Source organism: Microtetraspora fusca (assembly GCF_001570365.1).
In the GTDB taxonomy this organism is placed as follows: domain Bacteria; phylum Actinomycetota; class Actinomycetes; order Streptosporangiales; family Streptosporangiaceae; genus Microtetraspora; species Microtetraspora fusca.
This window is the reverse complement of the sequence record NZ_BBYK01000094.1, coordinates 1-26,981: the sequence shown is the minus strand read 5'-3', so window position 1 is coordinate 26,981 and position 26,981 is coordinate 1. Positions and strand designations below refer to the sequence as shown.

23 protein-coding genes and 1 pseudogene are annotated in these 26,981 nt (G+C 71.9%); 11 read left to right on the top strand and 13 right to left on the bottom strand.

From position 1 onward, the window contains the following. From AWQ68_RS39310 to AWQ68_RS39290, 5 genes are all read right to left on the bottom strand, one after another. A partial coding sequence (locus tag AWQ68_RS39310) for a D-alanyl-D-alanine carboxypeptidase family protein (protein ID WP_169809076.1) occupies positions 1–571 on the bottom strand: 571 nt, incomplete at its 3' end. A gap of 18 nt (positions 572–589) precedes the next feature. Beyond that, positions 590–1,084 (bottom strand): DedA family protein, encoded by a 495-nt coding sequence (locus AWQ68_RS39305; RefSeq protein WP_066951527.1) that lies wholly within the window; start codon positions 1,082–1,084, stop codon positions 590–592. A gap of 36 nt (positions 1,085–1,120) precedes the next feature. Continuing rightward, positions 1,121–4,447: an ATP-binding protein gene (locus AWQ68_RS39300; protein WP_066951524.1), complete on the bottom strand. Its 3,327-nt coding sequence runs from the start codon at positions 4,445–4,447 to the stop codon at positions 1,121–1,123. A gap of 124 nt (positions 4,448–4,571) precedes the next feature. Next, on the bottom strand, positions 4,572–5,618 hold the full coding sequence (locus tag AWQ68_RS39295) for a lysylphosphatidylglycerol synthase domain-containing protein (RefSeq protein WP_066951521.1): 1,047 nt from the start codon (positions 5,616–5,618) through the stop codon (positions 4,572–4,574). 96 nt (positions 5,619–5,714) lie between these two features. Continuing rightward, complete coding sequence (locus tag AWQ68_RS39290; RefSeq protein WP_066951518.1) at positions 5,715–6,509, bottom strand: PIG-L deacetylase family protein; 795 nt, start codon at positions 6,507–6,509, stop codon at positions 5,715–5,717. A gap of 68 nt (positions 6,510–6,577) precedes the next feature. On the opposite strand from AWQ68_RS39290, the gene AWQ68_RS39285 reads away from it, so the two are divergent. Both AWQ68_RS39285 and AWQ68_RS39280 read left to right on the top strand, forming a co-directional pair. Then, positions 6,578–7,696, top strand: a complete 1,119-nt coding sequence (locus tag AWQ68_RS39285; protein WP_066951515.1) for a glycosyltransferase family 4 protein — start codon at positions 6,578–6,580, stop codon at positions 7,694–7,696. A 46-nt stretch (positions 7,697–7,742) separates the two neighbouring features. Then, complete coding sequence (locus AWQ68_RS39280; protein WP_066951513.1) at positions 7,743–9,893, top strand: alkaline phosphatase family protein; 2,151 nt, start codon at positions 7,743–7,745, stop codon at positions 9,891–9,893. Between the two features lie 396 nt (positions 9,894–10,289). Here the strand turns inward: AWQ68_RS39280 and cysS are convergent, their stop codons facing one another. Both cysS and AWQ68_RS39270 read right to left on the bottom strand, forming a co-directional pair. Continuing rightward, positions 10,290–11,627, bottom strand: a complete 1,338-nt coding sequence (gene cysS / locus AWQ68_RS39275) for a cysteine--tRNA ligase (RefSeq protein ID WP_066951510.1) — start codon at positions 11,625–11,627, stop codon at positions 10,290–10,292. A gap of 123 nt (positions 11,628–11,750) precedes the next feature. Beyond that, positions 11,751–12,035 (bottom strand): hypothetical protein, encoded by a 285-nt coding sequence (locus AWQ68_RS39270; protein WP_066951507.1) that lies wholly within the window; start codon positions 12,033–12,035, stop codon positions 11,751–11,753. A 363-nt stretch (positions 12,036–12,398) separates the two neighbouring features. Between AWQ68_RS39270 and AWQ68_RS39265 the strand changes: the two genes are divergently transcribed. From AWQ68_RS39265 to AWQ68_RS46330, 3 genes and pseudogenes are all read left to right on the top strand, one after another. Then, complete coding sequence (locus tag AWQ68_RS39265) at positions 12,399–13,760, top strand: helix-turn-helix domain-containing protein (protein ID WP_245656562.1); 1,362 nt, start codon at positions 12,399–12,401, stop codon at positions 13,758–13,760. Between the two features lie 164 nt (positions 13,761–13,924). Next, positions 13,925–14,788, top strand: coding sequence for a phosphotransferase enzyme family protein (locus tag AWQ68_RS39260; protein ID WP_245656560.1), 864 nt, complete (start codon positions 13,925–13,927; stop codon positions 14,786–14,788). Positions 14,789–14,916: 128 nt separating this feature from the next. Beyond that, positions 14,917–15,456 (top strand): annotated as a pseudogene (locus tag AWQ68_RS46330) (DUF998 domain-containing protein); the annotation flags it as partial. Between the two features lie 30 nt (positions 15,457–15,486). Here AWQ68_RS46330 and AWQ68_RS45525 read toward each other — a convergent pair. From AWQ68_RS45525 to AWQ68_RS39235, 4 genes are all read right to left on the bottom strand, one after another. Continuing rightward, complete coding sequence (locus AWQ68_RS45525) at positions 15,487–16,521, bottom strand: TolB-like translocation protein (RefSeq protein ID WP_066951498.1); 1,035 nt, start codon at positions 16,519–16,521, stop codon at positions 15,487–15,489. 146 nt (positions 16,522–16,667) lie between these two features. Next, complete coding sequence (locus AWQ68_RS39245) at positions 16,668–17,645, bottom strand: malate dehydrogenase (protein WP_066951532.1); 978 nt, start codon at positions 17,643–17,645, stop codon at positions 16,668–16,670. 37 nt (positions 17,646–17,682) lie between these two features. After that, complete coding sequence (locus AWQ68_RS39240; protein WP_084464910.1) at positions 17,683–18,417, bottom strand: ABC transporter ATP-binding protein; 735 nt, start codon at positions 18,415–18,417, stop codon at positions 17,683–17,685. 8 nt (positions 18,418–18,425) lie between these two features. Continuing rightward, positions 18,426–19,484 carry an ABC transporter permease gene (locus tag AWQ68_RS39235; protein WP_084464907.1) on the bottom strand — a complete coding sequence of 353 codons (1,059 nt, stop codon included), beginning with the start codon at positions 19,482–19,484 and terminating at the stop codon, positions 18,426–18,428. Positions 19,485–19,645: 161 nt separating this feature from the next. Here AWQ68_RS39235 and AWQ68_RS39230 point away from each other — a divergent pair, with 161 nt between their 5' ends. From AWQ68_RS39230 to AWQ68_RS39215, 4 genes are all read left to right on the top strand, one after another. After that, positions 19,646–20,866 carry a sensor histidine kinase gene (locus AWQ68_RS39230; protein WP_245656558.1) on the top strand — a complete coding sequence of 407 codons (1,221 nt, stop codon included), beginning with the start codon at positions 19,646–19,648 and terminating at the stop codon, positions 20,864–20,866. After that, positions 20,863–21,498, top strand: a complete 636-nt coding sequence (locus AWQ68_RS39225; protein WP_066951492.1) for a response regulator — start codon at positions 20,863–20,865, stop codon at positions 21,496–21,498. The genes AWQ68_RS39230 and AWQ68_RS39225 overlap by 4 nt, the downstream gene beginning before the upstream one ends. Positions 21,499–21,527: 29 nt before the next feature. Further along, on the top strand, positions 21,528–21,896 hold the full coding sequence (locus AWQ68_RS39220; protein ID WP_174554191.1) for a hypothetical protein: 369 nt from the start codon (positions 21,528–21,530) through the stop codon (positions 21,894–21,896). A gap of 226 nt (positions 21,897–22,122) precedes the next feature. Then, positions 22,123–23,973 (top strand): glycoside hydrolase family 6 protein, encoded by a 1,851-nt coding sequence (locus AWQ68_RS39215; RefSeq protein WP_066951486.1) that lies wholly within the window; start codon positions 22,123–22,125, stop codon positions 23,971–23,973. Between the two features lie 170 nt (positions 23,974–24,143). On the opposite strand, the gene AWQ68_RS43285 is transcribed toward AWQ68_RS39215, so the two are convergent. Together AWQ68_RS43285 and AWQ68_RS39210 are read right to left on the bottom strand one after the other, a co-directional pair. Then, positions 24,144–24,308, bottom strand: a complete 165-nt coding sequence (locus AWQ68_RS43285; protein ID WP_157546490.1) for a hypothetical protein — start codon at positions 24,306–24,308, stop codon at positions 24,144–24,146. Between the two features lie 159 nt (positions 24,309–24,467). Further along, positions 24,468–25,160, bottom strand: coding sequence for a class I SAM-dependent methyltransferase (locus AWQ68_RS39210; protein ID WP_066951483.1), 693 nt, complete (start codon positions 25,158–25,160; stop codon positions 24,468–24,470). Here AWQ68_RS39210 and AWQ68_RS43280 point away from each other — a divergent pair. Both AWQ68_RS43280 and AWQ68_RS39205 read left to right on the top strand, forming a co-directional pair. Next, on the top strand, positions 25,159–25,347 hold the full coding sequence (locus tag AWQ68_RS43280; protein ID WP_157546487.1) for a hypothetical protein: 189 nt from the start codon (positions 25,159–25,161) through the stop codon (positions 25,345–25,347). The genes AWQ68_RS39210 and AWQ68_RS43280 overlap by 2 nt on opposite strands. Positions 25,348–26,555: 1,208 nt before the next feature. After that, positions 26,556–26,981 (top strand): hypothetical protein (locus tag AWQ68_RS39205; protein ID WP_218007244.1); only part of this gene is annotated, 426 nt, incomplete at its 3' end.

The window sequence follows — 26,981 nt, the reverse complement described above, 5'->3', positions numbered from 1 at the left end:
CCCTGGCGGTCGAGTACGCGCCCTTCGCGGGCAGCCCGTCGGGGTTGACGTACCGGGTGTCGGCCAGACCGAGTTTCGCGGCGGCGGCGTTCATCTTGGCGACGAAGCGGCGGGTGCCCGGGCCGTACCGCTCGGCCAGCGCGTGCGAGGCGTCCGCGCCCGAGGGCAGCATGAGCGCGTAGAGCAGTTCGCGCACGGTCAGCCGCTCGCCGGCCCGCAGGCCGCCGCTGGTGGCTCCGTTCGCGACGGCGTGCTTGACGTCCGCGGCCGTGATCGTGATGACGTCGTCGAGCGACGCCTCGTGCCGCACCACGTAGGCCGTCATGACCTTGGTGAGGCTGGCCACGGGGAGGCGGCGGGTGTCCCGCTTGGCGAACGCGACCTGGTCCGCCGTCGTGTCCACGAGGTACGCGGCGCGGGCGGTCACCTGGGGCGCGTCCCGTGTCGTGACCGCGCGGGTGGCGGGAAGGGGGGAGGTGGCGGTGCCGGCGGTGGTGGCGGCGGCGGTCGTCCCGACCGATCCGAACGCCAGGAAGGCGGCCGACAGCGCCGTGATCAGCCCGATGCGCATCCCGTCATGATGGCACGATCAGACGCCGGCCTCCGACTGACGCCGCCGACGGCGCCACACGACGAAACCGGCGACCGCGCCGAGCACGACGACGGCGACCGCGGCCGCGATCGAGGGAGACTCGGCGGCGATCTTCAGCCATCCCCACAGCACGGCGTAGAGCCCGAACGACGTGACCGGCACCCAGGTCAGGCAGCCCAGGGCGCTGGCGACGAGATACCAGCGGTAGTCGATCCGGAGCACGCCGGCCACCCAGGGCAGAGAGTGGCGCAGCCCGGGCACCCAGAAGCAGCCGTAGACGGCGAACGCGCCCCACCGGCGCACCACGTTCTCGACCTTGAGGATGCGCTTCTGGCCGATCTTCCGGCCCAGCCGGGAGCGGTAGAGCGCGTTGCCGAGCGTGTGGCCGACCCAGTAGTACGCCTGGAAGGCGCCGAACAGGGCGACGGCGCCGATCGCGACGACCACCCAGAGCGGCATGCCGAGGAAGGAGGCGGACATCGGGTCGGGCATTTCCACCTCTCCTATGACATGTCGCTTAGGTCAGCCTTACCTTACAGCGTCATCTGACAGGGCCGCCCGCGCCTCGGAAACCCAACGTTCGACGCCGACTCGCTCGGCGACCGCGAGCGCGTTCTCGTAGTGCTCCCTCGACGGCAGGCCGAGCCGTACGGCGAGGTCGCCGAGCGTCCGGGCCACCGGCCAGAGCGCGACCACGCCGGTGCCCGCCCCCGCGATCCGGTCCCGGAACGGGACGAGCCGGTCGTACGCCTCGCGCATCCGGGCCGTGTCCGACAGGAGGATGCCGGCGAGCGCCCGCCAGATGAGGGCCAGCTCGTACAGGTAGTCGGTCCTGACCGGCTCCCGGGACGTCGCGATGGCCTGCGCGTCCTTCATGTGCCCGGCCGAGGCGAGGGCCAGCGTGTACGCGTCGAGGGTCCACTTCGCCCCCCGCTGGTGCGCCTCCCCGAGCGGCTCGACCATCTCGTCCGCGCGCCCCTGCACGAGGTGCAGGCAGAACGAGGCAATCAGCGGCAGGTCCTGGCGGCCCTCCAGCATCCCCGCGCGGGCCGTGAGCCGGGCCGCGTTCCGGTAGGCGCCCTCCGCGCCCGCGTAGTCACCGCTGATCATCAGCCGCTGCCCCGCGTACCAGGCGCCCACGGCGGCGGGGGCGGGCAGGTCGTACCGCCGGCCCAGCCGTTCGGCCTGCGCGAGATGGGAGTCGGCCTCGGCGAAGTCGCCACGCGCCGCCGCGCACTCCAGCAGGACCAGGTGCGCCAGCGTCTGCACCGAGATCTGCCCGGACTCGGCGCCGACCCGCAGCAGCTCGCGGCCGATGGTCTCCCGCTCGTCCACCTGCGCCATCGTGTACGACTGGCGGAGCCGGCCGCTCAGCGCCGTCGCGAGCAGCGCGGGGTCGCCGCTGGAACGCGCCAGTTCCTCGGCCTCCAGCGACGCCTGATACCCGCGCTGCGTCGCGGACCCCTCCAGTTCGAGCGCCAGCGTGGCCAGCAGGCTGGCGCGCAGGGTCTGCTCGCCCGCCGGCAGCTCGACCAGGGCCTTCTCGGTGACGTCGACGATCTCCCACGCGGTGCGGGTGAGGTCGCGGGCGATGCCCTTGTGCGGCACCGCCAGGGCCGCCGCGACCCGGGCCGTCAGCTCCAGGTCGCCGAGCGGCAGCGCGACGTCCATCGCCTCCCGCCGGTGCGCCCGCGCCGCGCTCATGTCGCCGCACAGCGCCAGCGCCCGGATCATCCGGAGCTGCAGCTCCAGGCGCTCCCGTACGCCGCCGGTGCGGGCGCGGTCGAAGGCGGCGATGGCCCGCTGCCACAGCGACGCCGCCTCGCGGTGCGCGTAGCGGCGCTCGGCCTGCTCGGCGGCGAGGCCCGCGTAGCGCTCCGCCTTCGCCGCCGTCTCCACGCTGCCCGCCGCGTCGTAATGGTGCGCCAGCGCGGCCACGTCCGAGGGCGTGCGCCGCTCGATCACCGAGGCGACCGCCGCGTGCAGGCGTGACCTGCGCAGCCGCGACGCGTCGGAATAGATGGTGTCGCGCACCAGGTCGTGGTCGAACCGGAGCATCCCGGGCCCCGGCTCGGCCACCAGGCCGGCGAGCAGGCCCGCCTCCACCGCGTCCACCACGGCGTCCTCGTCGCCGGAGACGTCCACGAGCACGTCCACGTCCACGTCCCGGCCGATCACCGCGGCCTGCAGCAGCACCTGCTGCGCCTTCGCGGGCAGCCGGGCGATCCGCCGCCGCAGCACGTCGCGCACTCCGGAGGGCACCTGCGAGAGGTCCGCCTCCGCCTCGAACAGGCGCACCGTCTCCTTGACGAAGAACGGGTTGCCGCCGGTCCGCTCGACGATCGCGCTGACGACCTCCTCGTCCACGTCGCGCACGCACGTCGCCCGGACCAGCTCGGCGACCGACGCGGCGTCCAGCCCGTCCAGCCCGACACGTACGGGGGCCAGCCGGGCGAGCGCGGCCAGCACGTCCTGCTGCCGGTCGTTCAGCTCGCCCTCGCGGCAGGTGACCACCAGCAGCACCGGGCTCGCGGCGAGCAGGCTGGGCAGCGCGCGGAGCAGCGCGAGCGTCTGCTCGTCGGCCCAGTGCAGGTCCTCCAGGACGATCAGCAGCGGCGCCTCGCGGGCGACCGCGGACAGATAGCCGCCGACCGCCCGGTGCAGCCGGAACCCGCCGGACGCCTCGTCGTCGGAGGTGTCCGGCGCGGTGTCGTCGAGCAGCGGCGCGAGGAGCGCGGCGTACTCGCCCGCGCCCCTCCGCTCGATCAGCGCACGGAGCACCTGGACCCAGGCCCACCCCGGCGGTGTCGCGTTGCTGTCGGGGCAGCCGCCGACCGCGCTGACCCAGCCGTCGAGCCGCGTGGCGAGCCGCCGTACGAGCGTGGTCTTGCCCGCCCCCGCGTCGCCGCCGATGAGCGCGACCGTGAACCGGCCGGCCCGGGCGCGCGGCGCGGCGGACACCAGCGTGGTCAGCTCGTCGTCGCGTCCCACGAACGGCTCGGGCTCCAGCGGCGGCACCGCGCCCGCCTCGACCGGCCGCGGCGGCCAGGACGAGGTCACCTCCTGGACCCGGCGTTGCGCCTGTGGGGGGAGGTCGAGGCCGGAGTCCTGGGCGAGGATGTCGCCCTCCATCTTCCGCAGCGCGGGACCGGGGTCGATGCCCAGCTCGTCGGAGAGCACGGCCCGCGCCCGGCGCAGCGCGGCCAGCGCGTCCCCCTGCCTGCCGCAGCGGTAGAGCGCGAGCGCGAGCAGCCGCCAGCCCTCCTCACGCAGCGGGTGCTCGGCGGTCAGCCCCTCCAGGTCGGGGACCGTCTCGGCGTGCAGGCCCATCCGCAGCCCCGCGTCGGCGTAGCGCTCGCGCGCCACCAGGCGCAGCTCGTTCAGCCGCGCGACCTCGGCCTCCGCCCAGGGCTGCTCGGCGAAGTCGGAGTACGGCGTGCCGCGCCACAGCCCGAGCGCGGTCTCCAGCCGGGCCCGGGCCGAGTGCGGGTTGTCCTCCAGCCGCTCACCCGCCGAGCGGACGCCCGCCTCGAACCGCAGCGCGTCCACCTGCTCGGGGGCGGCGCGCAGGGCGTACCCGGACGCGACCGTGACGAGCAGCCGGGTGGGGCCGCCGCGCGGCCGGTCCGGCTCGATCACCCGGCGCAGCCGTGAGATGTAGACCTGGAGCCCGGACTGCGCGCCCCGCGCGTCGTCCCACAGGTCGAACAGCAGAGAGTCGACCGGCACGACCTGGCCGCGGGCGACCAGCAGCCGGGCGAGAACCGCGCGCTGGCGCAGCCCGCCGAGATCGAGCTCCCGACCGCCGTCGTACGCCTCGACCGGGCCTAGAACCCGGAATGCCACTGTGGTCATGGTCGCCTGCGCCGGGGGGTCGCTCGCTGGCAACGGCTCGTTTCGCGCCTGCCGAGCCCGGTCATCCTCCGCGGACAAAGTATCGCGTTCAAGCCCGGAAGACTTCGTCGCCGGAGCGTTCGCTTCACCGCGTGCGCATCGGACCGGCGTCGCCGGAGCGGCGGCGCAAGAGCGCCCAGCCGCCGAGCGCGAGACCGCCCCACGGGATCTCGATCGTGTACGTCCAGAAGCCGAACAGGATGGCCGCCGCGGTCGCGCCCGCCTCCGGCGCGCCGAACGCCACCAGGGCGAGAGCCGTGCCGGCCTCCATGAAACCGGCCCCGCTCGGGGTGGCCAGGGCGCTGGTCAGCACGCGGGAGAGCGCGAAGACGGCGATCGATTCGGCCAGCCCGGGATAGGAGCCGGTGGCCTGGAGGCAGAGCACGAGGATCAGCCACTGGAGGACGAGGAACGCGACCATGCCGACGGAGAGCGTCGCCCAGCGGCTGTGCACCACGTCGGCCGTGTCCTTGCGCAGCTGGGTGAGGGCGCCCGAAGCCCAGCCCTCGGCCGGGCGGATCCGCCGCGGCGCGAGCCGGACGACGGCGTCGAGTGCGCGGCCGAGCACCCGGGCGGCGCTCTCCCAGTAGAGCGCCGACGCGACCACGGCGACCAGGACGAGGATCGAGATCGCGCCCGCCCACCCGGCGTCGGCCACCGCCGGGCTCAGCGCGCGCCCCGACATCAGCAGCGCGAGGATGCCGGCCGCGGGCAGGATGAACCGGAACAGCGTGTTCCAGATGCCGCTGACCAGGGTCAGCACCACGACCGAGCGGGTGGTGAACCCCCACCCGCGGGTCATGCCGAAGGTCACCGCCACCCCCGCCGCGCCCCCGAACGGCAGCAGGTTGCTGACGGCGCTGCCCGCGGCGTTCAGCGTGAGCGCCTGGGCGTGGGTCAGGCCGGGCAGCGACCCGGTCAGCACGAACGTGTACGCCAGCAGACTGGCCAGCCAGACCACCGTCATCAGGACGATCATCTGCCAGCTCATCGAGGCGAACAGGGCGCCGATCTGCGACCAGGAGATCTCGGCGCCGGTCATCGTCCCGACGATCTGCGGGAGGAAGACGATCAACGCGGCCGCGAGTCCGAGCGAGGCCATCGACAACACGACCCGCAACCACTTGCTCATGCTTCCCGCTCCCCACCACGTCGGCGACCCGTACCAGTCTGGGGGCAACGCCGGGTGGTGGCTCTCCTTCTTTGGGAGGAGCGCACCCCTAAGGGATCAGTGGAAGGGGTGGCGCACCCGGGTGCCCGGCGGGAGGTCGCGCCGGACGTACCACTCCGTGCCGAAGATCAGCCGGTACGCCCAGAAGGGGATCTTCAGCATCGCGCCCAGCGTGCGGTCGCCGTCGCCGCCGGTCGTCTGACTGGCGTGGGCGGCCATCGAGGCCCGTTTCGCCCGCGCGTACTTGCGGACGTTCACCCGGTGGGTGATCACGTGGTTCGGCGAGTAGGCGCTCTCGAAGCTCCGGACGTCGATCTTCGGGTAGAAGCGGGCCGCGAGCCGCACCCCCTTCAGGAGCGGGTCTCGGTTGACCGTCGCCTCCAGCACGATGGGGGTCCCGGCGATCTCGGCCGCCCGGCTGCCCACCCGGTACACCTGGACGTGGTCGGGGTGCCCGTACCCGCCGGCCGGGTCGTAGATCGTCAGCAGGTCGGCGGTCTCCTCCTTGAGGATCGCGGCCAGTCGCTGCGCGGCCTCCTCGGTGTCGGCGTCGATGAAGGCGTTGTCCGGACGGTCCTCGGCCACGCCGCCGTCGATGGCCAGCCCGGAGTCGCCGTACCCGAGCAGGACGACCCGGGCGCAGCCGAGCGTCTCCGCCGACCTGTGCAGCTCCTTCATGCGGGCCTGGCCCAGCTCGTCTCCGTGGGGGAGGTCGGCGAGGCCCCGCTCGCCGGCGGTCGCCACCACCAGCACCACGCGGTGGCCCTCGGCGGCCAGCATCGCCATCGTCCCGGCAGTCAGCAGCGCCTCGTCGTCAGGATGAGCGTGAAAGAAGACCGCGGTTCTCGACACAGCGCAATGATTCCATGCCGCCGGACCGACGGTTTGATGGCGGTCCCGGCCTCTGCCAGTCTGGTTTGGTGAGGATCCTGCACATCAGTGACTGTTACCTCCCACGTCTAGGCGGCATCGAGGTGCAGGTGGCCGACCTCGTCGGGAAGCAGCGAGAGGCGGGGCACACGGTCGAGGTGGCGACCGCCACACCGGGGGAGCCCCTCCCGGGCGTGCGCCGCGTCGTGGCCGGGCTCCCGTTCGACCTCCCCGTGCACCCCCGGGGCACCGTCCACCTGATCCGCCTGATGACCGGCTGGCGGCCCGACGTCGTCCACGTCCACGCGGGCGCCGTCTCGCCGTTCGCCTGGCAGGGGGTCCGCGCCGCCGTACGCGCCGGGCTGCCGGTGGTGGTGACGGTGCACAGCATGTGGGATCCGGTCACCTCCGGCCTCTACCTGGGGTTGCAGGCCGCCTTCGAGTGGCGGCGCTGGGGCATCGCCGTGACGGCGGTCAGCGAGGCGGCCGCCCGGCCCATCCGCGCGGTGGCGGGCGCCGGCGTCCCGGTCCACGTCGTCTCCAACGGGCTGGACGTCACCGCGTGGCATCCCGAGCCGGGCCGTGCCGTACCGGAGGGCGAGCGGGGCCACTCGGAGGGCGCGCACGTGGTGGCGGTGGGACGGCTCGCGCCGCGCAAGCAGCCGGTGCGCCTGCTCAAGCTGCTCAAGGCGGCCCGCGCCATGGTGCCCGGGACGATCCCGATGCGCGCCACGATCGTCGGCGAGGGGCCCGCCCGCGGCTCCATGGAGCGGTACCTGCGCGCGCAGGAGATGGACTGGGTGTCGCTGCCCGGCCGGTTCACCCGTGACCAGATCAAGGAGCTGCTCGCCTCGGCCGACGTGTTCGTCGCCCCCGCGCCGCGCGAGTCGTTCGGCCTCGCCGCCCTGGAGGCCAGGGCGGCCGGGGTGCCGGTGGTCGCGCGCTCGCAGAGCGGGGTCGCCGACTTCGTCCGTCCGGGCAAGGAGGGACTGCTCGGCCACACCTTCGACGAGCTCGCCTCGTCGGTCGCGCGGCTGGTGCGCGACGAGCCGTTGCGCGCCTCGATCGCCGCGCACAACCGCGAGGTGGAGCCGATCGCGTGCTCGTGGCCGGCCGTACTGGACGGGTTCGAGCGCTGCTACGCGGAGGTCCGCGCCTCGCGCCCGTAGCCGCGCGGAGCGGACCAGGCGGGTCGCGGCGTTAGGCTCGGCGTCCATGCGTGCGATCCCGACCCTCATCCGGCTGCTCGTCCTGCTGCTCCTGGGCGCGGTGCCGGCCGGTGCGCTGCTGGCCGGTACGGCGGGCGCGGCGCACGCGCAGACGGCACCGGCCGCGCGGGTGGCCCTGATCGGCGTCCCCGGGCTGCGGTGGAGCGACCTCGGCCCGGAGGCGACGCCGAACCTGTGGCGGCTGGCGGGCGAGAGCGCGATCGGCTCGCTGTCCGTACGCACGATGGGGCCGGTGACCTGCCCGGCCGCCGGCTGGCTGACGATCTCGGCCGGCATCCGCACGACCGCGGGCGAGCGGTGCCTCCCGGAGGCGCCGCGGGCGCAGGGGCAGGGGGCTCTGGTCACCCGGGACGGGGCCGGCGCGCACGCGGAGGGCGCCGGCCTGCTCGGGCAGGCGATCCACGACGCGGGCCTGTGCTCCGCCGCCGTCGGCCCGGGAGCGGCGCTGGCCCTCGCCGACCGCGCGGGCCGGGTGGACGCGTACGCCCCGACCGTCGCGGAGCTGCCCGCCGCCGAGTGGGAGCGTTGCCCGTTCATCGCGATCGACGTGGACGCCGCGGTCCGGCCGTACCTGGCCTCCGGGGAGCTCGCGGACGAAGACGACGTGCCCGCCGCGACCCGGGCGCAGGCCGTACGCGACGCCGACCGGGAGGTCGGCGAGGCGCTGGCGCGGATCCCGGCGGACGCCACGGTGCTCGTCGCGGGACTCGCCGACCACGACCGGACCCCGCACCTCAGGGTCGCGATGATGCGCACGCCGGAGACGGCGCGGACCGGCGGCGCGGGCGGGCTCCGGATCGGCTCCGATTCCACCCGCCGTGACGACATGGTCATCCTGCCGGACGTCACCGCGACCCTGCTCGGGGCCCGCGGCCTGGCCACGCCCGGCCTGGTGATGGGCCTGCCCTGGACGGCGACCGCCGGCCACACCGCGCCCGTGGCGGACGCCGCGCGGGAACTCGTCGCCGCGGACGTCGCCGGGCAGACCGTCCGTGACATGACGGCGGCCTTCTTCACCGCCTTCGCCGTCGCCCAGGTGCTCTTCTACGGGGTGGCGTACCTGATCCTGCGGCGCGGCGGGCCGCGCGGACGGGCGGGGCTGCGCGCGGCCGCGCTCGCGCTGGCGGCGCTGCCGGTCTCCACGTACGTGGTCAACCTCTTCCCGTGGGTGGAGACCCCGTGGCCGGCGTTCACCATCGTGGCGGGAGCGCTGGCGATCGACGCCGTCATCACGGCCGTCGCGCTCGCCGGACCGTGGCGGAGGGCGGTCCTCGGTCCGAGCACCGTCGTGGCCCTGATCACCGGCGTGGTGCTCGTCGCCGACCTCGCCACCGGGACCACCCTCCAGCTCAACGGCGTCATGGGGTACACCGGCGTCGTCGGCGCGCGCTACTACGGGATGGGGAACATCCCGAACGCGCTGTTCGCCGCGTCCGCCCTGCTGTGCGCGGCGGCCGTCGCCCAGGCACTGGTCACGCGGGGCCGCCGCCGCGCCGCGGTCGCCGCGGTGCTCGCGATCGGCCTGGCCTGCGTCGCCGTCGAGGCGTGGCCCGGGGTGGGGAGCAAGTTCGGCGGCACCATCGGCTTCGTCTCGGCGACCGCCGTCACCGCCGTCCTCGTCGCGGGACGACGACTGTCCGCCACCCGCCTGGCGGTGATCTGCGCGGGCGGCTTGGCCGTCTCGCTGACCGTCGCCTTCCTCGACCACCTGCGCCCGGAGGCCGACCAGACCCATCTGGGCCGCTTCATCGGGCAGGTGGGGCACGGCCAGGCGGTCGAGCAGATCCAGCAGAAGCTGGAGGCGATGCTGCGGACGTTCGGCAACCCGAACCTGGTGCCGATCCTGGTCGCGGCGCTCGCGTTCCTGGTCTTCGCGCTGCGCAACCCGGGGAAGGTCACCGCCGGGGCGCTGCCGCTGGCGTTCGCCCGGGTCCCGATGTTGCGGGCGGGGCTGGTCGGCGCCCTGGTCAGCGGGGTGGTCGGCACCCTCGCCAGCGACTCGGGCGTCGCGGTGCTGTCGATGACCCTCGCGCTCGCGGTGCCGCTCGCGCTCGCCGCAGGGGTGCGGGCTCTCGAACTCGGCCCGGCGCCCGAAGGGGAGGCGGCGCACTCCCCATCCTCCGCCGACGCGCGGTGAGCCCGGGGAGCGGCCGCCGGTACGTCCCCGGAGGGGTGGTCCGTTCGCCGTCGGAGGCGTTCTCGTACGTGCTGGAAGCCTGGGTTCAGAAGGGAAGGACGCGCCCGGAAGGGGTGCGCAGGTCGATGGGCTGGGGTCGCCTCGGCGGCCGAGGCCGCGAGGTGATCTGGACTCTCTTCATTCCGGCCCTCCTTTTGGTTTCATGATTCCCAAGAACTCGTCAGGATCACCCGCTCATGGTCACTAGTAGGTATCGCATTGGGGACGTGGATGTCAGGCCCCCACGTCAAGGGCGCGGGGACGGCGGCCGGGGCGGGGCGTGGTCGCGGCGCGGCCCCGGCGTGCGCGCCGCCGGCGGCCCGGCGGTCGGCGCGATGGACCGAAAGCGACGCAAAACTAGGGGATAAGCGCGGATTCGCGGCGATTGTTGAGCGCGTTGTCGATCTTTCGCTGCATGATCATTGATCTTTCTCGGTCGCCTTCGGTGGCGGCGAGATTCCGCGCGATCCGGAGTACGGCTCTCGCGACGTCGTGGACGCGCGTTTCCCTCGGCCGGTCCTCCGCGAGCGGGTCGAGGCCGAGGACATTCAGCATCGCGCGCACCGAACCGCATTTCCGCGCGGCGCTTTCATGATCGCCTGAATTGAGCGCCACGTGGCCCTCGGCGACCGTCGCGTGCACGACCGACAGCGCCCGGGGGAGGTTGAGGTCGGCGTCCATGGCGTCGCTGAACTGGGCGGGAAGATCGACGGAGGGCTCCGCGCCGACCCGCAGCACGAACCTCTCCATCCGGCGGTAGGCGGTCGCCGCCTCCTCGACCGCATCGGTCGAGAATTCCAGCGGCGACCGGTAGTGGGCGGCACAGAGGTAATAGCGCAGCTCCATCGGGCGTACCCGGTCGAGCAGCGCGTCGACGGCGAGCGGATTGCGCGCGTGCTTCCTTATCTTCTCGCCCCGGTGGGTGACCGGGCCGTTGTGCACCCAGAAACGCGCGAACGAATCTCCTGCCGCCCGCGACTGGGCCAGCTCGTTCTCATGGTGCGGAAAAACAAGGTTCGCGCCGCCGCCGTGGATGTCGAATTCGTGACCGAGATATTTCCGCGCCATTGCGGAGCATTCCAGATGCCACCCGGGGCGGCCGTCGCCCCACGGGGCGTGCCAGACCGGCTCGCCCGGCTTCGCCCGCTTCCACAACGCGAAATCGCGCGGGTCGCGCTTTCCGCGTTCGTTCTCCTCTGTTATCCGAATGTTCTCCGGCGGTTGCCGGGAAAGTGCGCCGTACTCCGGGTAGGAGCCCACCTCGAAATAGACGTTCCCGTCCGACTCGTACGCGTGGCCCGCCGCGAGCAACTGCTCCACGAGTTCGATCATCTCCGGGATGTGTCCGGTCGCCCGTGGCTCCACGCTGGGCGGAAGGCAGCCGAGCGTGGTGTAGGCGCGGTCGAACGACCGGTACACGGGATCGGCGATCCGCCACCACTGGATCCCCTCGGAAAGCGACCTGCCGATTATCTTGTCCTCGATGTCGGTGACGTTCCGGCAGAAAAGGACGCGATATCCGTGGTGCCGCAGCCAGCGGTGCAGGACGTCAAAATTCACCTGCGATCTGACCTGGCCGACATGGGGCGGCACGACCACGGTGGGACCGCAGAGATAAATCGATGCCATTCCCGGAATTCGCGGGGTGAAATCGCGCACCGCGCGGAGGCGTGTATCGTAAAGGCGAAGACCCACCTAGCCCAGGGTAAGCGACTTATCCGCTCGCTGTCGACCGCACGGCAAAGCCCGCGCTCCGCACTTCCTGAAATGTGGATAGCGCGGGCGGGTCAAGGGGGAATAGCGGGTGACGCGGCCGTGCTATCGGCGGATCACCTGCAGCACGCTGGCGATGCGTTCGGCGGCGGTGACGACGTCGGAGGCGTGCCCGATGCGACCGGCCCACGACAGCCAGTACCACCACTCTCCGTCGTTGGTGTCCGAGGCGAGCACGTCCTCGGCCATGGTGGGCTCCATCGGGTTGATCACGCGCAGGCGCGGATAGAGCCCGGCCGGCGCGGTCAGCCGTACCTGGAAGGAGTGTGCCTCTAGCTGGGCGGCCAGCCGCTGAAGGTGGTCCATCGCCTCGCTGCGATCTGCCTTCATGGGGGTCTCTCCGGGGAACGTGGGGACCTATCTCCGGAAAGAGTGACTGCCCACGGAACGGGCGGCAATCCGTCCCAATCCACGAAACCGCGCAACAACCAGGGAAGTCGCCGGATTTCCGTGGAACACCATCGGATGCCGGGCCACGAACCCATAACGGTACGGGGGGTTGCGTGCCGTCCCGTTAACCTGTGGGAAATATACCCGTAACCAGGTAGGACCCTCCATCCGGTGAAGGGCAGGTCCATGGCCCGAGGAGAGCATTCCCCCGCGTGCGCTCGTCGCTGGCGCGAGCAGGCCGAGGCTCGGCGGTGGACCCCCTGGCAGACGGTGCAGGCCATCCACGGATGCTGCGGTGTGAGCATGCTCAAGGCTCACCGGCTGGCGCGCGGATGGTCGGCCAGGCAGGCGATCGAGGAGCTGGAGCACCTCTGCGAGCGGCACGGGCTCGGTCTGCCGAGGGCGAGCATCGACCTGCTGAACGCCTGGGAGAACAACCGGGCCAGGCCGCGTCCCCAGACCATCGACCTGCTGGCCCGCCTGTACAAGGCCAACGCCGTACGGCTCGGCCTCGCGGCGGACTACTGCGAGGACACGGGCGGGCCGAAGGTCGTCGTCATGGCGCAGGGCCGGCCGGAGGAGGCGGTGCGGGCCGACGACAGCGCCGACCACTGGGCAGATCGCAGGACCGACCACTGGGCCGATCACAGGGCCGACGACACCGGGCGGCGGTCGCTCTTCCACCACGCGATGCTGATGGGCCGCCCGGACGGCCGGTTCTTCGCCGAGGTCGAGGGGACCAGGCACGACCTCGACCGGGCCCTCGCCACCGGCACCGTCACCGAGGACCAGCTCGACCGGCTGGACGAGCAGGTGCTGCACCACCGCAGGGAGTACATGACCACCCCGCCGATGCCCATGCTCTGCCGGGTCATGCTGGAGATCGCCGACGTGCGCAAGCTGACGGTGACGCGGCAGCCGGCCTCGGCGCAGCGCCGCCTGCTCACCGCGACCACGATGCTCGCGCTGCTGTCCGCCGACGCGCTGATGAAGCTCGGCGACACGCGGCAGGCCCACGCCTGGTACGGCACCGCGCGTGCGGCGTCCGACGACGTCGGCGACCTGCGGCTGCGCGCACTGGTCCGGGCGCAGCAGACGATGCTGCTCTACTACTACGGCGATCTCAACGAGACGGTGCGGCTGGCGCGCGAGGCGCGGATGCTGGCCGGGTCGGCGCCGAGCTCGCCGGCGGCGCTCGCGGCCGCCGCCGAGGCCCGTGCCCTGGCCCGCATGGGCGACGACAAGGCCGCCAGGATCGCCCTCGCCGAGGCCGAGCAGATCTTCGCACGGATGCGCGGACTGCGGCAGGACGACCTGGCCTTCGTCTTCACCGAGAAGCGCATGGTGTTCTACCGCACCGGCACGCTGATCGAGCTGGGCGACGCGCAGCCGATCGAGGCGATCGACGCGTTCCCGCCCGGCTTCCAGACGATCGATCCCGCGCTGATCCTGCTGGACCAGGCGGCCCACCTGGCCAGGAACGGCGACCACGAGGAGGCGTGCCGGATCGCGGCCGAGGCGCTCAGCCAGGTCCCGGCCGAGCACCGCACGTCGATCGTGGTCACCCGGGCCAAGGCGCTGCTCGCCGACGCGGATCCCCGTCGGCCGGCCGTACGGCACCTGAGCCGGGTGCTCGCCGAGTCGTCGGCGCGGCTCGCCCTATGAGCCTGTCGCCGGGCCTGTCACCGGCCCTTTCACCGGCTTCTTCATCGACCCCTTCATCGAGCCCTTCATCGACCCCTGCATCGGCCTCGTCGGACCGCTCCACGGAGGGGGCGGCCGACGGGAGGCAGGGGCGGACGCCGAGCCTGTCGGAGGAGGCGTTCGCCGTGCTGCGGGACGTGTGCCTGCGGCTCGGCGTGGACGCCGAGGGGGCGCAGCTCATGCGGCTGCGCAGCAACGCGGTGTTCAAGCTGCGCGGCGACATGGTGGTGCGGATCGCCACCGCGCCGGACGCGCTGACCCGCCTTCCCGTGGTCCTCGCCGTCGCCCGGTGGCTGGCCGACAGGGGGTTCCCGACGGTCCGTCCCGTGGACGAGATCCCGGGCCAGCCGATCGTGCACGCGGGCCGCGCGGTGACCTTCTGGCGCTACGTACGCTCCCGGGGGCGGCCGACGACGCGCGAGCTGGGCCGGGTCCTGCACAACCTGCACCGCGAGCCGGTGCCGCCGATGGCGTTGCCCCGCCTGACCGACCCGCTCGCCGAGGTGCGGCACGCGGTCGAGCACCGGGCCGAGGTGCTGACCCCGGGGCAGCGTTCCTGGCTCAGCGACCGGATCGAGCACCTCACCGGGAGCTGGCAGGCGCTGGAGACCGGGCCTCCCGTGCTGCTGCACGGCGACGCGTGGATCGACAACCTGCTGCGCTGCCAGGACGGCCACGTCGTGCTGTGCGACTGGGACGGCGTCGCGGTCGGGCCGCGCGAGTGGGACCTGGTGCACACCTACCACGGGCAGCGCCGGTTCGGCCTGAGCGCCGCCGAGGTGGACGCCTTCGCCCACGCGTACGGCTCGGATCTGCGGCGCTGGCCCGGATACAGCACCCTGATAGAGGTCAGGGACATGTACGCCGTGGGCATCCACATCCGCAACGCCTCCGGCGACCCCTTCTCCCGCCAGGAGCTGCCCCGCCGGCTCGACTCGCTCACGCGCGGCGACGGCCACGCCCGCTGGTACATGGCGGCCACGGGCTGACCCCCACTCCCGGCCCGCGGGAGAACCCGGAGGGCCGACCCTGAGATCCCTAGGGGTGCCTCGGGGAAAGGTCGGGGGCGCTTCCGGTCGATCTCCGATGGGACCGAATCGATCTTCCCGCCAGAGTCATGGCCATGGGCATCGTGTTGGGATATGTGGCGATCGTCGCGGGTTCGGCGGGAATGGTGCTCCTGCACCTGGTCTCGGAGCTCAACCCCTTCCGGGACATGATCAGCGATTACGTGTTCACGCCGCAGGGTTGGCTGCTCCCCGCCTCGCTGTCGCTGCTCGCGACGGGGGCCGCGCTGCACGCCGTACGGCTCGCCCGGCTGGAGCGCCGGGGGGCGCTGCTGGTCGGCGGGTGGGCGGGCTGCATGCTGCTGGTCGCGGGCTTCCCCACCGACCGCCCCGGGCTGTCCCTCTCGATGTCCGGTGAGATCCACCGGTACGCCGCGTTCGTGGCGTTTCTCTGCATGCCGGCGGCGGGGCTGCTCGTCGCCCGGCGGACGGGCTCGCGGCCCGTCCGCGTCTTCAGCCAGATCGCAATCGGCTCGCTCCTCCTGGTGCTGGTGCCGTACGCGATCGGAATGCTGGGGCTGGACCCGAGGGTGGTGCCCGGGGGGCTCAGCCAGCGGGTGACGGTCGTGTCCCAGGTCGCCGCGCTGCTCGCGATGGCGCTGCTGGCGGGCGCGCGGCCGTCAACCGCCGCAGGCCGCGAAGACGAACGCGTCCTTGGGCTTCGCGTAGGTGTCGCGCACCTTGCCGGCCCCGGTCTCGCTGTCGAACTGGCCGATCCACATGGTGCGCTCGCGGTCGACGTGCATCGTGACCTGGTGGTCGCCGGTCCAGTCGAGCATGTACGGCGTGCTGCCGGCGGGCAGCTTGACACGGAGGCTGCGCACCACCCGGTCCTCGACCATGTCGTACAGCTTGAGCCGCGCCCCGCCGCCGGACCCGGTCACGACGGCGACGGTCCGGCCGTCCGAGGACAGCGCGTGCGGGCTGTTGTTGACGACGACCTGGGGCGGATCGACCCGGGACACCTCGTTTCCAGAGGAGTCGTAGGTGACCAGCGTCCGGGTGTTCTCGTCGGTCTCGATCTCGCCGAGGACGGTCGCGCCGTCGCCGCTGAGGGAGGCGTTCACGACGGTCTTGGGGAGGGTCGTGCCCTGACCCGGCTCTGACACGTCGTACACGCGGTACGGCCGCCGCTCGCCGTCGGAGCCGTAGTAGCTGACGAGCAGCCGGCGGCCGTCCTGCGACAGGGTGAGCTCCATCGGCGCGGTCACGCTCAGCCCCTTGAGCTTAGGCATCACGTGGGCCGCGCCGCCCAGCTCGCGCACGACGAGGCGGTTGTCGCTCTTGCGGAAGTACGCCAGCGAGTGGCCGTCACCGCTGACCGCGATGGGCGCCGCGAGGTAGGTGTAGGTCTTGCCCTTCGCGTCGCGCGGCCAGACGAGCGCGTCGGTGAAGGTGACGGTCTTCCCGCTGTGCATGGCGAGCCGCCACGGCCCGCACGGGACCTGGCCGTACGTCTTGTCCCGGCACCCCTTGACCGAGACGTTCCTGATCGAGTCGTGCGCGTGCGCTGCCGTCCGGGCGCTCGCCGCGGCCGGCGATGCGACGGTTCCGATGGCTCCCGTCGTCCCCAGGGCCCCGATGGCACCAATGGCGAGGGCGGTGATCGCGCGGCGGGCCGGCACCCGAACGGCCGGCCGGGTCGTCGTCGTCATGGGACTCCCCTTTCTCCCCGTCGTTAGACCGACGGGAGGAGCGCCCGGTTGGTCACGACTCCGCATCAACTGACGGGCCGACGAAAAGACCCCCGTCGCGTGTGGTCACACACGCGACGGGGGTCCTCGTGGAGTCCGAGACGGCGTCAGATGAGGCCGAGCTCCTTGACGGCGTCGCGCTCGTCGACGAGCTCCTGGACCGAGGCGTCGATGCGCTCACGCGAGAACGCGTCGATCTCCAGGCCCTGGACGATCTCCCACTTGCCGTTCTTCGAGACGACCGGGAAGGAGGAGATGAGGCCCTCGGGCACGCCGTACGAGCCGTCGGACGGGATCGCGGCCGAGGTCCAGTCGCCCTCAGGGGTGCCGTTGACCCAGTCGTAGACGTGGTCGATCGCGGCGTTGGCGGCGGAGGCGGCCGAGGACGCACCCCGGGCCTCGATGATCGCCGCACCGCGCTTGGCGACGGTCGGGATGAACGTGTCGCGCAGCCACGCCTCCTCGACCAGCTCGGCCGCGACCTTCCCGGCGACCTCGGCGTGGTAGAGGTCGGGGTACTGCGTGGCGGAGTGGTTGCCCCAGATCGTCATCTTCTTGATCTCGGTGACCGGGACGTTCAGCTTGGTGCCGAGCTGCGAGAGCGCGCGGTTGTGGTCCAGGCGGGTCATCGCGGTGAACCGCTCGGCCGGGACGTCGGGCGCGGCCGACTGCGCGATGAGGGCGTTGGTGTTCGCCGGGTTGCCCACCACGAGCACGCGGATGTCGTCCGCGGCGTGGTCGTTGATGGCCCGGCCCTGCGGGCCGAAGATGCCGCCGTTGGCCTGGAGGAGGTCGCCGCGCTCCATGCCCGCGGTGCGGGGGCGGGCGCCCACCAGCAGCGCCACGTTGGCGCCGTCGAAGGCCTTGTTGGGGTCATCGGAGATCTCGATGCCGCGCAGCAGCGGGAACGCGCAGTCGTCCAGCTCCATCGCGGTGCCCTCGGCAGCCTTCAGCGCCGGAGTGATCTCCAGCAGGCTCAGCTTCACCGGGGTGTCCGGCCCCAGGAGCTGGCCCGAGGCGATGCGGAAGAGCAGCGCGTAACCGATCTGGCCGGCCGCGCCGGTGACGGTCACTTTGACGGTCATGACGATCCCCATTCGCGTTAGGTGTGACCTCCGGATGCTACTCGCCCACCCCCATAGGGGCCGCGAGCAGGTCGGTGTTGGTCCTCCGTCCATCTTCCGACAACTCTCCCGACAGCTTCGCGTCCGCCATCGTGAGCACCCTGTCGACCAGCGGGAGCGTGGCGAGGTCGTGCGTGACCATCACGGTGGCCAGACCGTTCTCCCGGGTGAGGTCGGCCAGGAGCGAGACGATCCGCGTGCCGCGCTCGTGGTCGAGGGCGCTGGTGGGCTCGTCCACCAGCAGCACCTCGGGCCGGTTCATCAACGCGCGGGCGATGTTGACGCGCTGCCGCTCGCCGCCGGAGAGCTGGTGCGGCCGCTTGTGCTCCTTGTCCGCCATGTCGACCGCGACGAGCAGCTCCCGTGCCCGTACGGCGGCCGCGCGCGGGGAGGCGCCGGCGATGTGCGCCATGACCACAAGCTGTTCGAGCGCGGTGAGCGAGGCGAGCAGGTTGGACTGCTGGAACACCACGCCGACGTGGTCGCGGCGGATCCGGGTCCGGACGGCCTGCGGCGCGCCGGAGACGTCGTGCCCGGCCACGGTCACCCGCCCGGAGCCGGGGGTGAGGAGCATGGCGGCCACGGCCAGCAGGCTGGACTTGCCCGAACCCGAGGGGCCGACCACGGCGGTGAACTCGCCGCGTGCGACGTCCAGATCGACGTGGTCGAGCGCGGTCAGGGTGCGGTCGCCGTCGGGGTAGGTGAGGACGACGTCGTCGAGACGGAGGGGAATCGGGAGGGTCATCGGGAGGCTCCGAGCGCGGTCAGCGGGTCGACAGAGGTGATCTTGCGGATGGCCAGGGCGGCGCCGGCGGCGCCGAGCAGGATCATCACGACCACGGGAACGGCCGTGGTGGCGGCGGACAGGACGAACGGGACCGTGTTCCCGGCCAGGGCCCCGGCGCCCGCGCCGAGCGCTCCGCCGATCCCCGCGCCCAGCAGCAGCACGACGACGGCCTGGGCGAGCGCGTCGCGCAGCAGATAGCCCGTGCTCGCGCCGAGCGCCTTCAGGACGGCGACGTCCGCACGGCGCTGGATCGTCCACACGGTGAAGAACGCGCCGATGACCAGCGCGGAGATCGCGAACAGGAATCCCCGCATGAGCTGCAGTGAGCCGTTCTCGGACGAGTAGGAGCCGATGGCGGCGGGCGCGTCGTCCCGGGCCACGGTGGTGGTGCCGAGGCGCGCGTCGGCGCCGGAGAGGTCCGGGTTCCCCGAGGTGCGTAGTGCGATCACTGTGGCGACCGCGTCCTGCCCGGCGGTCCGCTGCCAGTCGCCGATGCTGATCCAGGCCACGGGGGCGTGGCTGTACGAGGCGCTCCCCGCGGTCGCCGAGACGGTGAAGTCCCGCCCGAGGATCCGCACCGTGGTGTGCTTCCCGCCCGGGTTCCCGTCCAGTTTCCCGTCCAGTTCCTCGGCCAGGCCGGAGGAGAGGACGACCTCGCCGTCCCGGACGTTCTCGACCCCGAAGACGGCGGCGCTCGTGCCGCGCTCGCCGGAGGCGACGCGGCCCATGGTGATCCCGAGCCGCTCGGCGGTGGAGACGCCCGGGACCCGCTGCCATTCCCGCCACATCGTGTCGGTGACGCGGCTGTCCGAGAACGAGGGCTTGGAGTCCCCGGAGGTGGTGAAGACGATGCGGTCCGCGGGCAACTCCGTGATCGCGGAGATGTTCTCCCTGGCGAGCCCGGCGGTCAGCCCGGACAACATCGTCACGAGCAGGGTGATGAGCAGGACGACGGCCCCCATCAGGGCGAATCGTCCCTTCGCGAAGCGTAGATCTCTCAGTGCCACGAACACGGCGCGTGTCTCCCCGGCGGTGGTCTGGTGGTTCGGTCTCTCGGTCGGTGTCCAGCCTGGGACGGGGAACGGGTCCGGCGCGTCGTGAGGACGAGCGGCCGCGGGTCCTCCATTGGGAGACCCGGAATACACCTTTCGGACGACACGGAACCGGACAGGCCATGACCTACGCTGAGTGCGACATGATGGACTTTCCGTTTCCTCCGGCGTTGCGGCTGCTCAGGTGGGCCATCCACGGCACGTTCGCGGTGCTGCTCGTGCTCGCCGTCGTGCAGGAGAGCCGTACGGCCGTGGCGGCGGGAGGCGTCCTGCTGGGCGTCTTCTACGGGACGGGGTTGTTCGTCGAGTCGCGGCTGCCCGACTTCGGAGGGCGCCTCCACCTGCTCCTCGGCCGGATCTGGCTGCTGCTGGTGACCCTGGCGTGGGCGGCCCTCGCGCTGACGTCGCCGGGTTTCGTCTGGCTGGCCTTTCCGCTGTTCTTCGCCTATCTCCACCTGCTGCGCCTGCCGGCGGCCGTACCCGGCGTCGTGGTGCTGACCGCGGCCGCCGTCGCGGCGGCGAGCTGGCACGCGGGCGGGCTGACCCCGCCCCAGGTCATCGGCCCGGTGATCGGCGCGGTCGTGGCGACGCTCATGGCGCTGGTCTACAAGGCGCTCTACCACGAGAGCGAGCAGCGCAGGCTCCTGATCGACGACCTGGTTCGTACGCGCGAGAAGCTGGTGCGCGCCGAGAGCGACGCCGCCAGGCTGGCCGAGCGGGAGCGCCTGGCCCACGAGATCCACGACACCCTCGCGCAGGGCATGTCGAGCATCGTCCTGCTGCTCCGGGCCGCCCGGCGCGATCTCGCCACCCGGCCGGAGAGCGCGGAGGAGCGGGTGCTGGAGGCCGAGCGCGCCGCGGCGGAGAACCTGGAGGAGGCGCGCAACTTCGTACGCGCTCTGGCGCCGCCCGCCCTGCAGCACTCCTCTCTCGCCGCCGCGCTGCGCAGGATCAGCGACTCGGTCGCGGCGCGGACGTCGACGCGGGTGCGGTTCGAGGTGTCCGGTGATCCGGTCGAGCTGCCTCCCGCCTACGACCTGACCCTGCTGCGGGTCGCCCAGGGCGCGCTGGGCAACGTCAGCCGCCACTCGGGCGCGGACAACGCGGGAGTGACCCTCACCTACCTGGACGACGCGGTCGTGCTGGACGTGTTCGACGACGGACGCGGATTCGACCCGGTCGATCCGGCGCGTACGCCCGAGGACGGCCCGGGCACCGGGTACGGCCTGCGTGTCATGCGGGAACGCGCCTGCGCGCTCGGCGGCACCCTCACCGTGGAGTCCGCGCCGGGTGAGGGGACGGCCATGGCGATGACGCTTCCGTTGCCCGGGGGCGACCGATGAGCGCCGCGATCCGGATCCTGCTGGTGGACGACCACCCCGTGGTCCGTTCCGGCATCCGGGCGATGCTGCTCGGCCAGCCGGACTTCGAACTCGTGGGCGAGGCCGCCACCGGCGAGGACGGTGTCACGGAGGCGGTGCGGCTGCGGCCGGACGTCGTGCTGATGGATCTGCGACTCGGCCCCGGCATCCACGGCAGCGAGGCCACCCGGCGCATCGTCGCGGGCGACGGCGCGCCCAGGGTCCTGGTGCTCACCACGTTCGACACCGACGCCGACATCCTCACGGCCATCGAGGCGGGCGCGACCGGCTACCTGCTCAAGGACGCCCCCTCCGAGGAACTGCACGCGGCGATCAGGTCGGCCGCGAGCGGGGCGAGCGCGCTCGCGCCGAGCGTCGCGTCCCGGCTGCTCGGCCGCGTACGCGCGCCCGAGGGCACGCTGAGCCCCCGCGAGCTGGAGGTGCTCGGCCAGGTGGCGGAGGGCCTGTCCAACCGGCAGATCAGCAAGCGGATGTTCCTCAGCGAGACGACCGTCAAGACGCATCTCGTGCGCATCTACGCCAAGCTCGGCGTCGACTCCCGCACGGCGGCGGTCGCGGTCGCCACCCGTCGCGGCCTCATCCGCCCCTCATGACGGGTTTCACCTGCTGACATGATGTGCCGGTGACCTCTCGTCCCCCGGAGCTCCGGCTCGGTCCTCCTCTGCGGTTCGCCACCGAACTGGTGGCGTGGGTGGCCACCCCGTGGGCGCTGTGGAGCCATTCGGTGGTGCTCGCGATCGTGTCGGTCGTGGTGCTGATCGGGCTTCCCGCCGTGTTCTCCACTCCCGGTGACAAGGCACATGTCGTCATCCCCGTGCCGGGGTGGGCCACGATCGCGCTGGTGCTGCTGCAGTTCGCGGCGGCGGTCGCGTCGTCGTGGGCGGCCTGGCATCCGGTGGCCGGCGCGGTGGTCGTCGTTCTCGTGGCGGCCGCGGTCGTCACCGAGGCGCCGCGCTGGAGATGGCTGCTGACCGTCGGCCCGGCACGTTGATCTCTTGCGGCCGGCGTGCGTTTGATTGAAACTTTCAGGAAACAAAGAGGGGTTCTCCGGACCGGTTCGGCGGACGATGCGCTGCTCGGAGGCGTGCCGCCGATGTGGCGACGGCGAACGCGGGGCGGCCCGGTGGACGGCGCTCTGTACGGGGAACTGGGGCCTGCTTATGGTCGGTGGGAGCGCTCCCAAGCGCAGGACCATGTCGCCCAGGAGGACCCCCGCAATGAGATTCACTCCCCGATCCGGAGCGGCGCGCTCCCTGGTACGGCGCGGCCTCGTCGCCGCGTCCGTGCTCGCGCTCGGCTCCACGATGGCCGTGGCCGCCGCCACGTCGGCGAGCGCCGCCGTCGCGTGCAGCGTCACGTACTCGACGAACGAATGGACGTCGAGCCCCGGCAACGGCGGCTTCACGGCCAACCTCACGATCACGAACGTGGGCGACGCGGTCGACGGCTGGACCTTCGCCTTCACGTTCCCGAACTCCGGCCAGAAGGTGACCCTGCCGGGCTGGAGCGCCAACTGGTCGCAGAGCGGCTCGAAGGTGACCGCCACCAACCTGGACTGGAACAAGACCCTGGCCTCGGGCGCTTCGACCAGCATCGGCTTCAACGGCACCTGGTCGGGGAGCAACCCCACGCCCCCGTCGTTCTCGCTCAACGGCGTGACCTGCAACGGCACCTCGTCGCCGAGCCCGAGCGCCTCGCCGTCCTCGTCTCCGTCGGCCTCGCCGTCCGCGTCGCCGTCCGCTTCTCCCTCACCCTCCTCCTCGCCCTCGCCCTCGCCGAGCACGTCGCCCAGTTCCCCGCCCGGCACGCATGTGGACAACCCGTACGACGGGGCGGACGGGTACGTGAACCCGGACTGGTCGGCGAAGGCCGCGTCCGAGCCCGGCGGCTCCAAGGTCGCGAAGACCTCGACCGCCATCTGGCTCGACCGGATCGCCGCGATCACCTCGGGGTCGGCCGGTGACAACCACATGGGCCTGCGCGACCACCTCGACGAGGCGGTGCGGCAGGACGCCGCCAACGGCAGCAAGCCGCTGACGATCGAGGTCGTGATCTACAACCTGCCCAACCGCGACTGCTCGGCGCTCGCCTCCAATGGTGAGCTGCTCATCGCGCAGAACGGTCTCAATAGGTACAAGACCGAATACATCGACCCGATCGCGGCCATCATGGCGGATCCGAAGTACGCGAACCTGCGTATCGTGTCGATCGTCGAGATCGACTCGCTGCCGAACCTGGTCACCAACCTCAACGTCGCCAAGTGCTCCGAGGCCAAGTCGACCGGTGCGTACGTCCAGGGTGTCCAGTACGCCCTGAACAAGCTGCACGCGATCCGCAACGTCTACACGTACGTGGACGCCGGGCACCACGGCTGGCTGGGCTGGGACACCAACCTCGGCCCGTCCGCCGACCTGTTCGCCGAGACCGCCCGCGGCACCACCGCCGGCTACGCGAGCGTGGACGGCTTCATCACCAACACCGCCAACTACTCCGCGCTGACCGAGCCGTACTTCACCATCGACACCAAGGTCAACGGAACCACGGTCCGCCAGTCCCGGTGGGTGGACTGGAACCAGTACGTGGACGAGCTGACCTACGCCCAGGCGTTCCGCAACACGCTGATCTCGAAGGGCTTCCCGTCCACGATCGGCATGCTCATCGACACCTCCCGCAACGGTTGGGGTGGCACCGCGCGTCCGTCCAAGGCGAGCACCTCGACCGACGTGAACACCTTCGTCAACGAGTCCCGCGTCGACCGCCGGATCCACGCCGGCAACTGGTGCAACCAGAGCGGCGCCGGCCTCGGTGAGCGTCCGAAGGCCAACCCGGCCCCCGGCCTCGACGCCTACGTCTGGATCAAGCCGCCGGGCGAGTCCGACGGCTCCAGCTCGGCGATCCCGAACGACGAGGGCAAGGGCTTCGACCGGATGTGCGACCCCAGCTACACCGGCAACGAGCGCAACGGCAACAGCATGACCGGCGCGCTGGCCAACGCTCCCGTCTCGGGCCACTGGTTCTCGGCCCAGTTCCAGGAGCTGCTCAAGAACGCCTACCCGCCCCTCTCATGAGCCCCTGTTCGAGGCGCATGTGAGGCGCGCCTGAGGGCGTGTCACCCCCGCGGGCCCTGCCGGTTCTCCGGCGGGGCCCGCACCTTTTCGCATGATTGCGGTCTAGGCGCCCGCGGTCCGGCGGTGCGGGCGCGCGGCCGGCCCGTACGGGCGCGGGGACCTGAAAAGTCTCAGTGTCGGTGCGAGCCGGTGTTCTTCATGATGAGCATGACGCCCAGAACGATCGCGCCGATGATGAGGATCCACTTCAGGGCGCTGAAGACCAGGCCGACGATGGAGCCGATGAGGAAGAGGCCGACCACGACGAGCGCGGCGATCAGAAGAATGCGTCCCATGCATTGAACGCTATGCCGTCCCGGTTCGAAATTCGCCCGGTCAAAGGGAACTTCAGGGACAACTCAGGGGATGGCCGGGGGCATCTCAGGGGCAAGCCGCGCTCGGGTGGCTTGGTGCTGTACGGCTCTGTGACCGTTCGGCGGTGGTGGCTGCGGGGGTCAGCCGACTTGCGGCACCGCGCGCACCCATTCCCGGTTTCCCTCCAGGAAGCCGGACATGGTCAACCCTGCCGCGTCGAGTTCGGCCGCGAGGAAGTCGTCCTCGAGGCGCCTGCTCACGAAGGTGTGGGTCCATCGCCGGTCGCCGACCGTGTACTCCATCGTGGCGTTGAGAAGGCCGGGTTCCGGCCGCTCGACATGCGCCATCCGGACGACGTGGCCGTCCTCGACGACCCGTTCGAAGACGTCGACGGTGTCGTACCACTCCGGTGACTTGCGCTGGAGGATCACGCATCCGTCGTCGGCCACGTGATCCCGGCAGGTGCGAAGGAACGCCCGGCGGAGCTCGTCGTCGGCCGTCTCGATCACGAAGGACATGAGCAGGACGACGTCGAACCTGCGCGGAAGCGACAGCGTCTGGATGGGGGACGGAACTGTCTCGGCCCCCTTGATGTGGGCGAGCATCTCGGGCGACTCGTCCACCGCGACGACCTCGTGCCCGAGCGCCAGGAGGCTGTGGGTGATCCGCCCTACCCCCGCGCCCAGTTCGAGGATCGAGGCCGCCTCGGGGATCGCCGCGTGGACGAGTTCGGGTTCGCCGTGCGGAGTCAGCATCGCGTAGTAGTCAACGGCGCAGCCGTCCGGCGTGATCGTCCCGGGCCCGGTGCCCTGGTACAGCGGTCGAGATGTCATGGTCACCATCCTGAAGGACGGATTTCGGATCCGGCACTTCCAGTACCGATCACTTTGGTGGCTCTATCTCATGCCGAGCCCGCATCGTGGGCGTCAGCCTTTCAATGTCGAAGGTCGCCAACGCATCGGCCGTCCCGATGCGTTCCGTGGCACCCCGGTGCCACCGCTGACCGGCTCGGTTCCATGACCGTGGACGGTCCCCGGGTCGGGCTCACACCTGTGGCGGGTGCGGGAGCCGGCGCGGGGTGCTGGCGCCTGGCCCAGGCGTGCGCATCGGGCATCGGCGGGCGGATGTGGCAGGTGCACCGGGCATGGGTGGCAGGCGCGGGCCGCTGACGCCGGCACGGGTGACACAGGGCGCGGACGCGGGGGCATCAGGCCGGCGCGGGTGGCCGGGCGCGGCAGTGGCATGGGTGGCGGGCGCGGGATTCGAACGCCGGGCGGGGGCACGCATACGGCCTCCGCGGCGGCGCGGGCACGCGCATCTGGCACGAGGACGAGGCGCCGTGGTAGGTGCGTGCACTGACGCCGGCACGGGGTGACGCAGCGCGCGGAGGCGGGCCCAGGCACCGGCGGGCGGGCGCGGGAAGTGGCATGGGTGGCGGGCTCGGGCCCGCGGATCTGCAGGTGCATTGGACACGGGCGGCGGGCGGGCGCACTCGCGTCCCGGCAGGCACGGGCCGCTGCGCAGGCGTTGGCATGGTGTATTGACGCGGGTGCGGGCCGTGTACCAGGTCGGCGCAGGCGGCCGGGTGCGGGCAGGGTCACGTGCGGCGGCACGGATGCTGACGCCGGGCGCGGGCAATGGCACGGGCGGTGGCCGCGGGCACGGGCATGGGGTGCCCGATATTTCCCGAAATTTGATATCGATATTCTCCTCGAAATTCTTTACGAATTTGACTTGATTAGCGCCGCCCCCTCTGAGACTATTCATACAGGTGTTCTAATGATGACCGATCGGGGGTGGACATGGCTCAGCTCTTCGGGCCCGCCGGATTCTTTCCGGAGGAGCTGTCGGGCCACGACGAGTCTCGCCCCTGCGACGTCGACTGGTGGGAGCGCGCTACAACCTCCAGGTCGGTCCAAACAGGCGAAATGCCCCACAGTGCCGCCATATTTACAATCGATGACTTTCTCCCCGATGTGGCGAAAGGCGGCTATTCAGCGGCGAATAACGCGACCCCGGCACAACCGGCGCCACCGCTCTCCGGTCGTCTGGCCACAAGTAACGCGGGCTTGGCAAAACCAGGGTCGCCATTTCTCGGTCGGCCGGGGCGAGGCCCGCTCTTTCCGGGCGCGCCCTTCGTTCCCCCGCAGTCGCGGCCCGACGCCACCTCCTCCGGCACTGCCCCTCGGGTCGCGGGTGTCGAGGGACAGCCGGAGGCGGAGGCGGCGGTGAGTGAGTCGGTGTCCGTGGTCGCGGATGACTCGGCCGCGGATGCTGGCTCGGCCGAGGATGCGGCCCGGGTGGAGGACGAGTTGGCGTCGGCGTCGGCGGTGGAGGACGAGTCGCCCTTGGGTGCTGAGGCGGAAGCGGCGGCGGGGCGGTCGTCATCGACGTCCGATGCGGCTGGGCAATGCGGCGAGGGCCGGGGTCCTGGGGTGTCGTGGCCGTTGGTGGCGCAGGTTCGCGAGGTCGCGTCGGCGGTTGCGGTGGCGCTGGTGCCGGATGCGCCACAGGTGTGTCTGGCCGAGGCGGAGGATCTGCTGTTCGCGCGGGATCGGTTGATCTCGGCGATCGCGGCGCGGGTGGAGCGGGTGCACGCCGCGGGTGAGGCCAGGAGGGGTGGGCATGCCTCGACCCGGTCCTGGCTGCGGGGT